Annotated in this window: 17 protein-coding genes and 1 riboswitch; of the genes, 4 read left to right on the forward strand and 13 right to left on the reverse strand. The window is 37.5% G+C overall.

Annotation, left to right across the window (positions count from 1 at the left end; genetic code table 11):
- Nucleotides 1-34 precede the first annotated feature (34 nt).
- The gene (locus GY23_RS04970) at nucleotides 35-871 is read right to left on the reverse strand and encodes a lipoate--protein ligase family protein (protein WP_075618065.1); all 837 of its coding nucleotides are present in this window, start codon (nucleotides 869-871) and stop codon (nucleotides 35-37) included.
- A gap of 101 nt (nucleotides 872-972) precedes the next feature.
- Between GY23_RS04970 and GY23_RS04975 the strand changes: the two genes are divergently transcribed.
- Both GY23_RS04975 and GY23_RS04980 read left to right on the forward strand, forming a co-directional pair.
- A complete protein-coding gene (locus GY23_RS04975; RefSeq protein ID WP_075618066.1) occupies nucleotides 973-1353 on the forward strand; it encodes a rhodanese-like domain-containing protein in 381 nt (126 codons plus the stop codon).
- A gap of 83 nt (nucleotides 1354-1436) precedes the next feature.
- Complete coding sequence (locus tag GY23_RS04980; protein WP_075618067.1) at nucleotides 1437-2705, forward strand: ATP-binding protein; 1269 nt, start codon at nucleotides 1437-1439, stop codon at nucleotides 2703-2705.
- Nucleotides 2706-3455: 750 nt separating this feature from the next.
- On the opposite strand, the gene gcvPB is transcribed toward GY23_RS04980, so the two are convergent.
- The 10 genes from gcvPB to comGA form a co-directional block, all read right to left on the reverse strand.
- Nucleotides 3456-4946, reverse strand: coding sequence for an aminomethyl-transferring glycine dehydrogenase subunit GcvPB (gene gcvPB, locus GY23_RS04985; protein WP_425434957.1), 1491 nt, complete (start codon nucleotides 4944-4946; stop codon nucleotides 3456-3458).
- Nucleotides 4909-6255, reverse strand: a complete 1347-nt coding sequence (gene gcvPA / locus GY23_RS04990; protein WP_075618069.1) for an aminomethyl-transferring glycine dehydrogenase subunit GcvPA — start codon at nucleotides 6253-6255, stop codon at nucleotides 4909-4911. The genes gcvPB and gcvPA overlap by 38 nt, the downstream gene beginning before the upstream one ends.
- A 24-nt stretch (nucleotides 6256-6279) precedes the next feature.
- Nucleotides 6280-7383, reverse strand: coding sequence for a glycine cleavage system aminomethyltransferase GcvT (gene gcvT, locus GY23_RS04995; protein ID WP_075618070.1), 1104 nt, complete (start codon nucleotides 7381-7383; stop codon nucleotides 6280-6282).
- Between the two features lie 148 nt (nucleotides 7384-7531).
- A riboswitch (glycine riboswitch) is annotated at nucleotides 7532-7623 on the reverse strand.
- Between the two features lie 139 nt (nucleotides 7624-7762).
- The gene (locus tag GY23_RS05000) at nucleotides 7763-8284 is read right to left on the reverse strand and encodes a shikimate kinase (protein ID WP_075618071.1); all 522 of its coding nucleotides are present in this window, start codon (nucleotides 8282-8284) and stop codon (nucleotides 7763-7765) included.
- A gap of 200 nt (nucleotides 8285-8484) precedes the next feature.
- Nucleotides 8485-8925: a competence type IV pilus minor pilin ComGF gene (gene comGF / locus GY23_RS05010; RefSeq protein ID WP_075618073.1), complete on the reverse strand. Its 441-nt coding sequence runs from the start codon at nucleotides 8923-8925 to the stop codon at nucleotides 8485-8487.
- Complete coding sequence (locus GY23_RS05015) at nucleotides 8910-9209, reverse strand: prepilin-type N-terminal cleavage/methylation domain-containing protein (protein WP_075618074.1); 300 nt, start codon at nucleotides 9207-9209, stop codon at nucleotides 8910-8912. The genes comGF and GY23_RS05015 overlap by 16 nt, the downstream gene beginning before the upstream one ends.
- Nucleotides 9202-9633 carry a competence type IV pilus minor pilin ComGD gene (gene comGD / locus GY23_RS05020; RefSeq protein ID WP_075618075.1) on the reverse strand — a complete coding sequence of 144 codons (432 nt, stop codon included), beginning with the start codon at nucleotides 9631-9633 and terminating at the stop codon, nucleotides 9202-9204. Before comGD ends, GY23_RS05015 begins: the two co-directional genes overlap by 8 nt.
- Nucleotides 9620-9949, reverse strand: coding sequence for a competence type IV pilus major pilin ComGC (gene comGC / locus GY23_RS05025; protein ID WP_075618076.1), 330 nt, complete (start codon nucleotides 9947-9949; stop codon nucleotides 9620-9622). Before comGC ends, comGD begins: the two co-directional genes overlap by 14 nt.
- Nucleotides 9950-9963: 14 nt before the next feature.
- Nucleotides 9964-11028, reverse strand: coding sequence for a competence type IV pilus assembly protein ComGB (gene comGB / locus GY23_RS05030; protein WP_075618077.1), 1065 nt, complete (start codon nucleotides 11026-11028; stop codon nucleotides 9964-9966).
- Nucleotides 10997-12040: a competence type IV pilus ATPase ComGA gene (comGA, locus tag GY23_RS05035; protein ID WP_075618078.1), complete on the reverse strand. Its 1044-nt coding sequence runs from the start codon at nucleotides 12038-12040 to the stop codon at nucleotides 10997-10999. The genes comGB and comGA overlap by 32 nt, the downstream gene beginning before the upstream one ends.
- 434 nt (nucleotides 12041-12474) lie before the next feature.
- Between comGA and GY23_RS05040 the strand changes: the two genes are divergently transcribed.
- Entirely contained in the window at nucleotides 12475-12717 is a 243-nt protein-coding gene (locus GY23_RS05040; protein WP_075618079.1) for a DUF2626 domain-containing protein, read from the forward strand.
- A 50-nt stretch (nucleotides 12718-12767) separates the two neighbouring features.
- Here GY23_RS05040 and GY23_RS05045 read toward each other — a convergent pair whose 3' ends face one another.
- A complete protein-coding gene (locus GY23_RS05045) occupies nucleotides 12768-13406 on the reverse strand; it encodes an MBL fold metallo-hydrolase (RefSeq protein WP_075618080.1) in 639 nt (212 codons plus the stop codon).
- Between the two features lie 163 nt (nucleotides 13407-13569).
- On the opposite strand from GY23_RS05045, the gene GY23_RS05050 reads away from it, so the two are divergent.
- On the forward strand, nucleotides 13570-13749 hold the full coding sequence (locus GY23_RS05050) for a DUF2759 domain-containing protein (protein WP_075618081.1): 180 nt from the start codon (nucleotides 13570-13572) through the stop codon (nucleotides 13747-13749).
- A gap of 47 nt (nucleotides 13750-13796) precedes the next feature.
- On the opposite strand, the gene GY23_RS05055 is transcribed toward GY23_RS05050, so the two are convergent.
- Entirely contained in the window at nucleotides 13797-14897 is a 1101-nt protein-coding gene (locus tag GY23_RS05055) for a YqgU-like beta propeller domain-containing protein (protein ID WP_139311071.1), read from the reverse strand.
- Nucleotides 14898-14931: the final 34 nt, after the last annotated feature.

The raw sequence follows: 14931 nt of genomic DNA on the forward strand, positions 1-14931 counted from the left end.
TTTTTAATAGATTAGGTACCGATTTATTACGACATTATTTTCGATATGTCCATTCATCATTCGCATATCGTTTTGTTTCTAAAGCATGAACATATTCTAGCTGATCAATAGTAAGTGAATAAGGTTGCAAATCAATATCTAATCCTGCTTTAAATCCTTCTTTAAAAGCTTTAACACACTCTTCAATGGTTACAGGCGTATCCCGTAAACGATTGATTGCTACTGCTTTACTTGGCAAACCTTTACAGACACGGTCCTTGACAGCATCCGAAGAGTATTTAAAAAGTGATACTAACTTATCTTCATCTAAATCCAGTAAAATAGCACCGTGTTGGAGAATTACGCCTTTTTGTCGTGTTTGTGCACTCCCGGCTACTTTTTTACCTTCAACTACTAATTCATACCATGAAGGTGCATCAAAACAAACAGCACTTTTTGGATTTTTCAAATCATTCTTTTTTTCCGCTGTGTCAGGCACCGAAAAATAAGCATCTAACCCAAGGTTTTGGAAACCGATTAATAACCCCTCACTTAGTACCCGATACGCTTCGGTCACTGTAACTGGCATGTTTGGGTAATTTTCACTAACAATAATGCTATATGTTAATTCATGTTCGTGTAAAACGCCACGTCCACCAGTAGGTCGACGAACAAATCCTAAATTGTGTTTTTTAACTTCTTCCATATTAATTTCTTTATCCACATTTTGAAAATAGCCAATTGATAAGGTCGGCGGATTCCATCCATAAAAACGTAGAATTGGTGGAAGGATACCTTCACTATGCCAATCAAGCAATGTTTCATCTAAAGCCATATTAAAGGATGGACTACAAGCACCTGAATTAATAAAGTACCAGGTTGGTTTTGTCATGTAACTACCTCCTTGCAATGTTATCCATATTAACAAACAGATTGTATTGTGGCTATACTTTCTTTTATAATAGATATAGAGATAGAAAGGGGAAAGTTGTTGTGGAAATTTTATATGTCATCGCTGCCGCTCTTGTCGGGATATTGGTCTATTTTTTAGTGTCATCATTCCGACTGAAAAAAGCAGTTACAGGTTTAACACAAGAACAGTTTATTGAAGGATATCGTAAAGCTCAACTAGTAGATGTTCGTGAACCAAAAGAATTTGAAGGTGGACACATTCTAGGGGCTAGAAACATTCCTTCATCACAATTGCGACAACGCTACAAAGAAATACGCCCTGACAAACCCGTGTATTTATACTGTCAAAACAGCGCAAGAAGTGCAAGAACAGCTTTATTGTTAAAGAAAAAAGGCTATAATCAAATTTTTCAGTTACAAGGCGGTTTCCGTCAGTGGACTGGTAAAATAAAAACAAAATAATACAGGACAAGTTCTTCCTTTAGGAGGAACTTTTTTTAAACTGAATCGTTTAATTTTTTGAGTCATATCCTTAGGAGGCTAACTTGAAACCAACCACACTATTTCCTCACAATGAAGATACTAGACATTCACTACCGCACTATGCGGATGCTGCAATAGTCTCTAATCGAATAATTGAAACGCTTGAAAATAAATTGCCAGGTCCATGGCAACATATTTACATTCATGAAACGATTTCACAACTAGATACCAATGTCCTTGAAATGATGGAAAAAGGACTGTTGAATTTCGAATCGCTTTGTCATATATATGAATCTCGCACGCTTGGTAAAGTAGCAACTACTTCAGATGATACTAACGATAGCCAATTGCAGATTGTCAATACATTTGAAAACCAACTCATTTATTTTCCTGAACATGAAATTGCTTTAGCAGGTATTTATTTCTACACATCCGACCATAGCTGGCCAGAATTGCAATGCTTTGCACAGTCCACTGAGAAAGCACTAGCATTTTTACAAGATGTCAATGAAAAACTGCGCCAAATGTTGATGCAGTCAGTTACTTACTTGGTGGATACAGAAGAGGGTGTGAAACGGAGAAACTACGGCGAACACTCTGGAGTTAGTCGTGAAGAGGTTATGTTAGAGGATACGATTAAACAAGACATCTTTCGTTCCATCGACCAATTCTTCACTGCAGATGGACAATTCTTTAAGGAGTACGGTTTACCATATAAGCGAGGGATTTTGCTTTATGGCTCACCTGGAAACGGAAAAACTACATTAGTTAAGTCTATCACTGGTACTACGAATGCACCTGTTGTGTATTGGCAAATAACTGAATTTACAGGAAGTCATTCCATACAAGAAGTATTTGGTATTGTCACAAGACTAGCTCCAGCAATCCTAGTAATCGAGGATATTGACTCGATGCCGGATTATACACGTTCTGTCTTTTTAAACACACTGGATGGCACTCAATCACGAGAAGGACTGTTTATAATCGGCACGACAAACTACCCTCAAAAAATCGATCCAGCATTGATCAATCGTGCCGGTAGATTTGACCGAGCATACGAAATACCATCACCATCTGTTCAAGTTCGTGAATATTATTTGAAGAAATTAGATTTAAAGAATATTTTTTCTGCAGATCAATTGGTTGATATGGCAAAGCTTACAAAAGGATTATCCATTTCACAATTAAATGAATTATATATGTCTGTTGCTTTAAATTGGCATTATGATGGAGAACTTGCTTATCAGGATCGGATACAAGAATTACAAAAGCAAAATAAACGTTCGAAAAAAAATGATTGGGAAAACGCAGAAACAGCGATTGGATTTTAACTAAGAAAACCTGCCAAAATGACGCCAGCTCCTTTAGTGTAATTGAAAACTGAAAAGGATTACTTTCACACCCAGATTCTCTGGTTCTCCGATCGAGATGGATGGCTGAGTGTTGCACCATGACCTAAAGAGGTTTTATCATTTCACTGACACTCACAGAATTCCAGGTGCTTTGGACGCCGCTTTACTACTACACCATGTTCTAAAAAAGAGGGATAGGCGGTGACTTCGTCACTCTGCCACCCCTCTTTTTACAGACCACCTTCTGTCCGATATGTATCCGTCGCCCCCATGCGTTCTGTTAAGTCACAGTGTCTTTGAATTGGGCAACTAGTGAATAGTTGCTTCCTTAAGTAAACGATCGGCAAAGATGAAATTTCGACCTCCCTCTACCTTCTTTAATTTCATAAAACTCCTGTATTCATGATCTACCCGTACCAGTAGATGTAAACGTAATAATAACCTACTCAAAAAAGAAATACTAACAGTGCCAAAATTCATCTTTTGAATTAGATGCAATAAACCATCTATGGAGAACCAGCGCATGCGCCTTTCAGGTGGTAGCCGAAGCGGTATTATAGGAAATATTTAGTCCACTATAATTGCGAAATTTTCCAGTGACATCTTTGATAGGGTAGGAAAAGCTTGAACACTCGGTTCGGGGTAGTTCCCTATTTTATACTTTCATACATTTAAACAAAAGAGAGCTCACAGTATGTGGGCTCTCCTTGTATATGCTTGAAAAAATAATCAGGCTTTTTTATAGCGTAAAACTGGTGTACGTGCAGCTTTTGTCTCATCCAAACGTTTAATTACTGTCGTATGAGGAGCTTCTTGAACGATTTCTGGTGTTTCTATTACTTCTTTTGCAATTTGAATCATTGCATCAATGAAAGCATCTAGCGTTTCTTTTGATTCCGTTTCCGTTGGTTCAATCATCATGCCCTCTTCCACGTTTAATGGGAAGTAAATGGTTGGTGGATGGTAACCAAAGTCAAGTAATCGTTTTGCCATATCAAGTGTACGTACGCCAAGTTTCTTTTGACGACGGCCGCTTAATACAAATTCGTGTTTACAATGACGGTCATAAGGTAAATCAAAATGGGGTTGGAGACGACGCATCATATAGTTTGCATTCAATACAGCGTATTCAGTTACAGCTTTCAAACCATCCGGACCCATTGAACGAATATAGGTATATGCACGCACATTGATTCCAAAGTTTCCATAGAATGGTTTCACTCGGCCAATTGACTGTGGACGGTTGCTATCGAAATGATAGCCTTCTTCCGTTTTCACTAACACCGGTTTTGGCAAGAATGGAATCAAATCAGCTTTCACACCAACAGGACCTGAACCTGGGCCACCTCCACCATGTGGACCAGTAAATGTTTTATGCAAGTTTAAATGAACACAGTCAAAGCCCATGTCTCCTGGACGTGCTTTTGACATTACCGCGTTCAAGTTGGCACCGTCATAATACAATTTACCACCAACACCATGGACAATTGCAGCCATTTCCAATATGTTTTCTTCAAATAAACCAAGTGTATTCGGGTTTGTCAACATTAAGGCAGCTGTATCGTCGCCTACTACGCGTTTTAAGTCCTCTAAATCAACTAACCCATGTTCATTGGATTTTACCGTGATCGTATCGAACCCAGCAACCGTTGCTGATGCGGGATTCGTGCCATGAGCAGAATCTGGAACGATAACTTTAGTTCGTTGTGTATCCCCATTTGCTAAATGGAATGCACGAATCATCATTAGCGCAGTCCATTCACCATGTGCACCAGCAGCAGGTTGAAGCGTTACTTCGTCCATACCTGTGATCTCAATTAAATGCTCTTGAAGGTCGTACAATAATTCCATTGCCCCCTGGACAGTTTCTTCATCTTGTAATGGATGAATATTAGCGAAACCAGGGAATCGTGCAACCGATTCATTGATTTTCGGGTTATATTTCATCGTACAAGATCCTAGTGGGTAGAATCCAGAATCAACCCCGTGATTTCTTTTTGAAAGTGCGGTGTAATGACGCATGATGTCTAGTTCTGATACTTCCGGAAGTTCCGCTGGTTCTTCGCGTAGCAACCCGTCAGGTAATAACGAAGATAAATCTACTTCTGGAATATCAAGTTCCGGTAAGCTATATCCAACTCGGCCTTCTTTTGTTATTTCAAATATTAGTGGTTGATTATCTTTATGCACGGAAAGTCCCCATTTCTTGCACAAGTGCATCGATTTCTTCTTTCGTACGTTGTTCAGTGACAGCAATTAGAGCGTATCCTTCTAACGTTCCCTCAACTTTACCTAAATCAAAGCCGCCAATTATGCCTTTTTTCAGCAATTCTTTGTTCAATGAAGTAATGGAAGTTTGAACATTTACAACGATTTCGTTAAAGTGAGCACCTTGGAACACAACTTCAAATCCAGCTGCTTCAAACGCTTTTTTAGCATAGTTCGTTTTTAATATATTTTGAGTTGCGATTTCCTGAACGCCTTTTTTACCAAGAGCTGTCATAGCTACAGCGGCTGCAAGGGCGTTCAACGCTTGGTTAGAACAAATATTTGATGTGGCTTTATCACGTCGAATATGTTGTTCGCGAGCTTGTAAAGTCAATACAAAACCACGACGGCCAACTTCATCAGTTGTTTCACCAACCAAACGACCTGGAACTTTGCGCATTAATTTTGTTGTTACAGCAAAGTAACCACAGTGAGGTCCTCCAAACGATTCGGAAATTCCGAATGGTTGAGCATCTCCAACTACAATATCTGCACCCAATTTCCCAGGTGAAGTCAAGATACCAAGGGCAAGTGGATTTGAAGAAACGACCATCAGTGCTTTAACATCATGTGTAATAGCTTCCACTTTACGTAAGTCTTCAACTTGACCATAGAAGTTTGGATATTGAACTAACACAGCAGCTGTATTGTCGTCGATCATCTCATTTAAAGCATCAATATCTGTCATTCCATCTTTGGTTGGAATTTGCACAACTTCAATCGATTGACCCAATGCATACATACGTACAACTTCCTGTGATTCTGGATGAACTGCCCCAGAAATGAGTAGTTTTTTACGTTTTGTTTGACCAGCTGCTAGCATCCCAGCTTCCGCTAACGCAGTTCCGCCATCGTACATTGACGAGTTTGCTAAATCCATCCCAGTTAATTCACAAATCATTGTTTGGAACTCGAAAATCGCTTGCAATTCACCTTGTGATATTTCAGGCTGATACGGTGTGTAAGCTGTATAGAATTCTGATCGTGATATTACGTGATCGACAATAATCGGTTTATAGTGATCGTAAACTCCAGCACCTAAGAACGAAGCATAGGCTTTATTATCTGCATTCTTTGCAGCCATTGCTGACAACTCTTTCAATAAAGCAGACTCTGATTTTGCTGGTTTAATGTTATATTGTCCCTGAAAACGCACTTTTTCAGGAATGTCTGAAAATAGTTCATCTATAGAAGAAACACCAATCGTCTCTAACATTTCCTTTTGGTCTTGCTCTGTCATAGGTAAATAACGATGTTTCATTGAGTCACAACCTCTTTCCAACAATTATTTTTGACGTTTATAAAATGGTGTCGCCACAGTGACAGCTTTTAATCGTTTCCCACGAATTTCCACTTCAACTTCAGTACCAAGCTCATTAAATTGACTGTCGATTAAGCCTAAACCAATATTTTTCTTCAATGTTGGAGACTGAGTACCAGTTGTTACTTCTCCGATTTTTTGGTCATCTTTATAGATTGCATAACCATGTCTAGGAATCCCTTTATCAATCATTTCAAGTCCTACTATTTTGCGAGGAATGCCAGATTCCTTTTGTTCAACAAGCGCTTTTTGGCCAATAAAGTCGTTCTCTTTTTTCAATTTCACCGCAAAGCCAATACCCGCTTCAAGAGGAGATATATCTTTAGACAGTTCTTGACCATAAAGTGCTAAACACGCTTCAAATCGAAGAGTATCTCGAGCTCCAAGACCACATGGTAGAACACCGTCTTCTTTCCCTTCTTCTAAAATCAAATCCCATAATGCAACGATTTCTGCTGGATCCCCATAAATCTCAAATCCATCTTCACCCGTATATCCAGTTCGCGATACTAATGCATCATAATCGCCAATTTTTACATTTGATTTAAATTTAAAGAATCCGATTTCACTTAAATCCTCTTTGGTTAATCGTTGTAATACTTTTTCAGCTAAAGGTCCTTGCAACGCAAGTTGGCCATATGAGTCTGAAACATTATGTATAGTGACATGATTTATACTATTCTTTTGCATCCAATCGAAATCTTTTTCGATATTAGAAGCATTTACAACTAGCAAATAATCATGATCAGCAATTTTATAAACAAGCAAATCATCTACTGTGCCGCCATCTGTGTAACACATTGCATTGTATTGAGCTTGCCCATCCTGTAATTTGGATACGTCATTGGTTAGTAATTTTTGTAAGTATGGCAGGCTATCTTCCCCACGAACGATAATCTCACCCATATGCGACACATCAAACATTCCAGCTTTCGTTCGAACAGCTTCATGTTCTTCTTTTATACTAGAAAATTGAACAGGTAATTCCCATCCTCCAAAATCAATTGTTTTTCCTCCGTATGTCTTATACGAATCAAATAAAGGCGTGCGTTTTAAATTTTCCGACAATTTAATTTCCTCCTCTTCGCATAACGGCACAAAAAAAGACAGAGAATCCCCTATTAATGAGAATTCTCTGTCCTGGTACCTGAAAGTTTACCTGATATCGGCTTTCCTCTTTGGTAGCTATAATAAATACTAGCATTCTCCAGAGATGCGTCCTATACGAGTCTTTTTGCCTGAGAGATTCATAGATTCTACTTGCTCCTTCGGCGACGTGACCAGCACGTTCTCTCCCCGTATACTCATCCGCCCAAAACATGTGTTTTGGCATATAAAGAAATCAATGTACAAAAGCCCTTATGGCTTTGTGTATATCCTAACATTGATTAAAAGAAATCGCAATCATTTTTGCATTTCCCATCAAAAGACGAACATTAAATGAAGTTCAATTCATATCGTTCGACTTTAACCGATTAACTTGGAATGCAGCATATTCAGTTATTTGTCTTAATGAGCGCCCCTCGGTTCTAATTAGTATATGAGCTGCAGATTTATAAAATCGTCTTCTTTTCGTAAATAATGTTTCCAGCTCTTCGCGCGACGAAGACTGCACAATAGGTCTGTTGACATCCCGAGAGATTCTTTTCCAAATATCCACAAACGTAGCATCTAAAAACAACACTAATCCTGTTTGTCGCATTAGCTTACTATTGCTTGGGTTAACCGCAACACCTCCACCAGTTGAAATGATACACCATTCATCTCGAAACGTTTTAAGATATTCGTGCTCTTGTTGTCGGAAGAAAGCCTCGCCATACTTTTCGAAAATTCTCGGAATGCTCATGCCCATTTTCTTTACAATTTCTTGATCCATGTCGTAATAAGGAATTTTAAGCAAAAAACTTAATCGTCGTCCAATTGCACTTTTACCTGATCCCATAAAACCAATTAAGTAAATTTTCTTCATCATCCTACCCCGTTCACTACAAATCATCATAAATCGACTACTATCGCTGATTTTCCATTTTTTTAATAGTAGCAGATAAATAATGACTTTCCAACATCTCATATATATTCATTTGAGATACATAAGACATTACGAAGTAAAGGAGAAGTCCAGAAACAACAAATAATAATATAATTGCCACTGGTAGTAAGAAACCGGAATCATTGCGTGGATACAAATACTTCAAATGTGCGAACCTCTTTTCCTCCATTACTAAACTCCACTTGAACCACAACTTGATCTTGGAGAACTTCTAGTTTACATAATTTTATTCCCGTTAACATTATTTCGTGCCCAAGTCTAAACTTTTGTTTTCGAATGACTGTTGAAGAGCATTCAATGTCAAATTCTTGCCCATCTTTTGTAAATCGGATCCCCGTTCGATCTTCTTGTTCTTCAAGTGTTGTGACAGAGGATAGATAACTCTCCATATCAAGCGCAAACATTTCCCATTCGATTTCTTCCGTAAGCACAAAATTATTTTCTATTTGATTGAACCAAACATAATAAAACATGAGGAGTTGTGAAAATAACAACAGGACGACTAATTGAATGATTGCGTCTACAAGTGTGTAGCCTCTATTTGTTAATACATATCGCATGATTCATAACTCACTTCAAAAAATGCATAGTTCACACATAGACTCGGCTGATTCCATTCCCATGTAAAGTCAATTCCATCTAGGATGACAACGCCTGAACCTTTTCCGTTCATAATGGCTGTAGCAGCTTGGTTTTTTGTAATGGCCACATGTAGCAATACTTTCCTTTCCGCTAAATTCATCATCATAAGATTGCTCAATGGCAATAACGAACCGAACAGCGTGAATAAAATACTCATCGTGAGAATCATTTCAACGAATGAAAAACCTCTTTCATTATTCAAGAGTCATCCGCCCTTTCCCTATATATACATGAATGATTTTTATTCCTGAAGGTGTTTCAAAAGTAAGCGTTCCAAACTTTACAATTGTCCCATTCGGATGAAAGGATAGTTCTTGTAAATTGCTTCGTGTTGACAATCTGTATCCAGGGGGGAGTTCTCTTCTAAATACCGACTCAAAAAAAGATTTTCTCCCTGCATATCGAGTTCCTCCCGAATCAAAGCTCAATGTGATATTTTTTCTTTCATTCATCGCAGTTAATTGTAAGTGTCTCGTATCCAGAATTAATTGATTATAAAATAAGTCGAAAGTATGTTTTTCAACGTACCGATTATTCATAACCAATGCACAAGAGCCAATTACTACAACGATGATGAGGACAAGTAGTAATTCAAGAAGTGTATATCCTTTGTTATCCAGTGACATCTTCAGTTACTGCTGTAACTAATCCCGTAGATGAATCGATCTCTACCTCGACTCCATTGGGACACACCGTTTCTCCTTCGATTAAATAATCATTTTGAACTAAGTCATCGATTGTAGGAATCTTTTTTTCATCAATTCGATAAGCCTCTACTTGACCTTGAACCATTTTTATATAAGCTTCGCACCCTTTATCATCTATAGTTGCTGAATGCTTCGTCACGTTAGGAATAGCAATTAAAATTAAAACAGAGATGATTAACAAAACAACCATCATTTCAATTAAAGTGAATCCTTTTTGACATGTTATTTTTTTCATTTGTCTTCCTCCTATTAAATAAAATCAATCATTCCATAAACAGGTAGCAGAATTGATAAATACGCAGCTAGTATGCAAATGGCTAATACACCAAATAATATAGGCTGAACAAAAGCTAAACACTTCGTCAAACTGCTTTCTAAATGTTCATTTAATAATTCACTATAAATTAATAATTCCCGAGCTAAATGACCACTTACTTCTCCATGGGAAATATATGTTGAAAAATCATCCTTAAAAATATCAGTTAACATGGCTGCATGTTTCAATGATTCTCCAGAAGACACCGAGTTATAAATATTTTCAGCAACATTTTGTATATACGGTTGATAGTTTTGGTGTCTAAGACTATTTAAAGCCAGTTGTAGTGATAGTCCACTGGCTAATAATGTGCCTAATTCTTGAGCAAAGTTTCTAGTGAGCGTCAATTTTATCCAATTCGAAAGCAACGGTGTTCGTTGTAAAATTTTGATTTGCTGAGACACTGGGCGTCTTTTAACCGTCCATCTGAAAACCAGAGAAATGAAAAGGATTACTAAACAACATCCTAATAACAGATCAGGAAGATGCAATAATAAGCCTGTCCAGTTCATTGATTCAGTCGACGTTGCAGATTGTCGCGATGAAGCTAGAGTTTTCATATTGGGTAGGAAATATGTCCGAAAAGCTACAAACAATCCCGCTAGCATTAAAAACAAAAAGATGGGGTACATCACAACTTTTCTCAAACTCGCTTTAGCCCTGTCGACCATCGCTATATGCGTGTGAAGTACTAGTAACGCTTGATGTAACTTACCATGAGATTCGGCCATTTGAACCGATAATAAATAACTTCTTGGAATTCCTAATGTTAGTAATATCGAAGTTACTCCTTCGCCATTTTTGAGTTGTGACGAGAGTTGATTTTGTGCCTCTGTACTGGACTTCACATGGTGTGGCAAAAGCATTGTGAGAGAAGCATAAAATGTGTAACCCTCAGCTAATAAAGAAGATAATCGATTCATGAACTGAGCTTGTTTTATTTTAGGAATTTGTCGATCCTTTACATTAGTTTGTGGTCGGAGATACTTGGATAACACCCATCTCAACCCCTTGTTCATATTGATAGAAGAGAGTTGATTCTTGGGGCATATTAAAAATTTCACCTTCTTTTAGAGTTGCAAAAGCCCGTTCAAGTGTGTGCCCATATAATATTTCATACAAAGATGAACGATTTGGTCTGATTCGGCTGTCTTCTCTCACATAGGACGTGATCACAAGTTGCTGACTTGTGATTCCAATGACTGATTGTTGTAAATCGTCAAGGGGTATTCCTAAATCCATTAACCGGTACAAACAACCAACCGGATTTTTCGCATGAACAGTAGTAATTACTAAATGTCCAGTCAGTGATGCCTGAACTGCTGCATGAGCCGTTTCAGCATCTCGAATCTCACCAATCATGATGACATCGGGTGAATGTCGTAAAATCGCTTTTAATCCAGAGGCATAGGAAATACCAGAGCGTTCATTTACTTGGATTTGAAGTAAGTGAGATTGACTATTTTCTACTGGATCTTCTAAAGAGATTACATGCCTCCTGAGTTTGTGTGCACTGTAACTAGTCAAGGAATACATGGTGGTCGTTTTTCCACAACCGGTCGGTCCTGTGATACAAATAAGTCCTTGACGAGCCATCATTAATTGGTGCAATACTTTGGTAGTTTCTTTATTAAGTGAAAGCTCATGTAAAGGTTTAGAGTCATCATGTAATTGAACTCGAATAACAAGGCTTTCTTTATTTTGGACAGATGGCAGCGTTGAAACACGAAAAGAACAAACTTGAGAGTTGAAACTTTGTTGAAATGAGCCACTTTGAGGTTTTCTTTTTTCACTGATGTCAAGAGAGGATAAAAATTTGAAGTACGATATCATGCGATCCCCAATATCCAGGTGAAGCTTACCTGCAGGGACAAGTTTGGCATGTAATCGAAAATATATCGTATAGAGATCTGTTGTTGGAATTAAATGAATATCCGAAGCCCGAGCTAATACCGCTTGCTTAATCAAATCTTCACTCTTCTTCTCAATTACATTCAATAGGTCAGTCATGAATTATACCAATCACCCATAACAGGGAAGGACCGCTCTTTTCCTGTTAAAAATAGTATAGTCAATGTAGAAGAAAAATGGAATATAATTCCCTAAAATGAAAAAATGCACGCTTATATTGCAACAAAAATCAATTTTGTTTTCCATTACTCGAAGAATAATTTAATTTTGCGGTCAAAAACTCATTTCCAATCTAGAATTACAATCATTATTCCTTATTTTTAACCTTTTAATATCATAATACTTGTAATTGTGCTATCTTTTTGGCTACACTAAAGTCATATCCATTCTATTATTCGTATATTTTTGTGGAAATTATCGAACTTCCACGGTTCTGTCACATTCAAAAGATAATCTAGAGTTTACATCTGCGAATGGAATCATTTATAATGAGTAAGAGATTACTGTATGGTTGCAAAAGGAGGGGACTACTCATGGGCAATATGTATAAAGTGATGGGTTTCTGGACAGGGATTTTCGCGGTTATGTTTTACTTAGGTGATATGTATCAGGCATCATTATTATTTTTAGCTAACACAGGTTTATTTATTCTTTTAGGTTTCTTGAACCTTTCAGAGCGTATGTATATCTATATCTTTGGAGCATATTTAACAGTGTTCTTTGCTGGCTTCACTTACTATACGACGTTTATTCACGTACCTGGTGCTGGACACTAATCAATAATAAGAAAAGACAGCCATATTGGGCTGTCTTTTTTGTTTGTCTGTTATCTAGCTGTTAAAAACGGGTTATGTCTCATTTCTTCTTGTGGAGTCGTAGGTTCCCCGTGACCAGGATAACAAATGGTCTGTTCAGGCAGCGTGAGAATCTTGTTGTGTATCGACTGGATTAACTCTTTATCGTTACCATACGGCAAGTCAGTTCTACCGACACTGCCCTGGAACAACGTATCCCCTACAATCGCAAATCCCTCTTCTTTAAACCAATAGGTAATGCTACCAGGTGAGTGACCCGGAGTATGGAACATCTGACATGAAAATGAGCCAATTTCTAGCAAACCATCTTGTTCAATCAAAACATCGGCAGGTTTAATTTCAATTAATGGCAATTCCCTATAACGGGCAGAACCATTTTTGGAAGCATCCATGAGCCAATTTTTTTCCGCTTGATGAATATAGACAGGAATGGAAAAAGCCTCTCTGACGATCTCTACAGCTCCAATATGATCAAAATGTGCATGAGTAAGAACAATCGCTAATGGTTTAAGTCGTAGTTTACGGATTTCTTTAACAAACATCTCACCTTGTTCTCCAGGATCAAAAATCAAACATTGTTTTTCTTTATTTGATACAACATAACAATTAGTTTGTAATGGTCCTAAAGGAAACGTTCGAATATTTAACATACCATTCACCTCTAGTTAATTGTAGCAGAAAGTGTACAAACTAACATGCTAGTTCATACATCCGACACTTTTAAAGCTCGACAAAGTGCATAATTAAACTTATAATAGGGTAGAAAACCTGTATTCGACATTCATTTTTTTGATGTCAAAAGGAGTGTCTATAATGAACTTATTAATGGTTATTTTTGGCCTTGTTGCAATTCTAGGTGCAATTGGTACTTACCAAGCATTTAAAGAAAAAAACCTTTTAGGTATCGTCTTTAATTTTGGTGCTTTTGCAATCTTTGGATGGTTCACAGTGATGACTGTCTTAAATCAAGGCTATCCACCTTCATTACATTAATTACTCGAAAAAAGCTGACGTTCACTATGAGCGTCAGCTTTTTTCAATTACTCCTTTATTTGAATCCAAGGCGTTTTTTGTCCACTCTCTATCATCAATATTTCCTCTAAATGCACACCTATCAAGCAACGTTGACCTGAAGGAGAACATGTAAATAAGTGATATGGACCTACAGAAATTTCTGTTGTAGTAGCATCAAGTGAAAGTTTTACTAGAGAATAGTTAGGTGAAATCGTATCCATTAACCCCGACTCTGATGCTTCATACGTGATTAATGATTCATCAGAAAGTAATTCAATATCTGGGATAAACCACTGCGAGTAATTGCTGATTGATGGAAGTTCAAAAATGGCTGACTTACCATTGAAATCTTTTAACGTATAGATAAATGATTTTTGATCTTCTGAAATACTAACAGTAACGCTAAGATCTTTAAAAGTTTCAATATAGATTATATTATTTTCTTTTAGGTCATGAAAACGCATGGTATCGGTATCGATTACTCGTTCTTTCCCACCGCTAATCGCATCGTTTTCCTCCCAATTTATCGCATGTATCGTCGAATCACTTCCCCATTTTCCAAAAGGATCAAGTGTATCTAATCGTTTCAATTCTTTCGTTTTACTTGAGTACACAAATGAATCAAATGACCAGTCCTCATAAAATGCACTAAAAAACAACTTGTCCGATTGATTTGCATGCCAATCCCAGTACATCTCTGATGACTCTATTGTCAACTCATCGATTTTTTCACCAGTTACTGAATAAATATGTATTGTTGCACTCAAGGAATTACTCGATGTAACAATTGCAATTTTAGTAAGATCCGGGTGTATTCGCACTTCGAGTATTGAATCTTTAATTGTCAGTAAATCACTAGTCACCCCTGAAGCAATGTGGTATGTGTGTAGCAAAAAATCATCGTGTTGTCGTGTTATGTATACAACCTCTTCATCAGATAGCCAACCAACCACTCGTTCAAAATTATCCACTTTTAATAACGCGATTTCAGCAATCTCTTCATTTGGCACTTTCTCAAATCCGGATGGGGTGGAATCATTAGGTGGAGTTTGCACTTCTACTGCACTGGGTTGACAACCTGCCATAAAAAGCAATAGTAGGCACATATTTATTATTCTTCGTGTCATTTTCATCCCCCCACCTCCACTATTATTAGTACGT

It is taken from the genome of Paenisporosarcina indica, from assembly GCF_001939075.1.
GTDB lineage: Bacteria > Bacillota > Bacilli > Bacillales_A > Planococcaceae > Paenisporosarcina > Paenisporosarcina indica.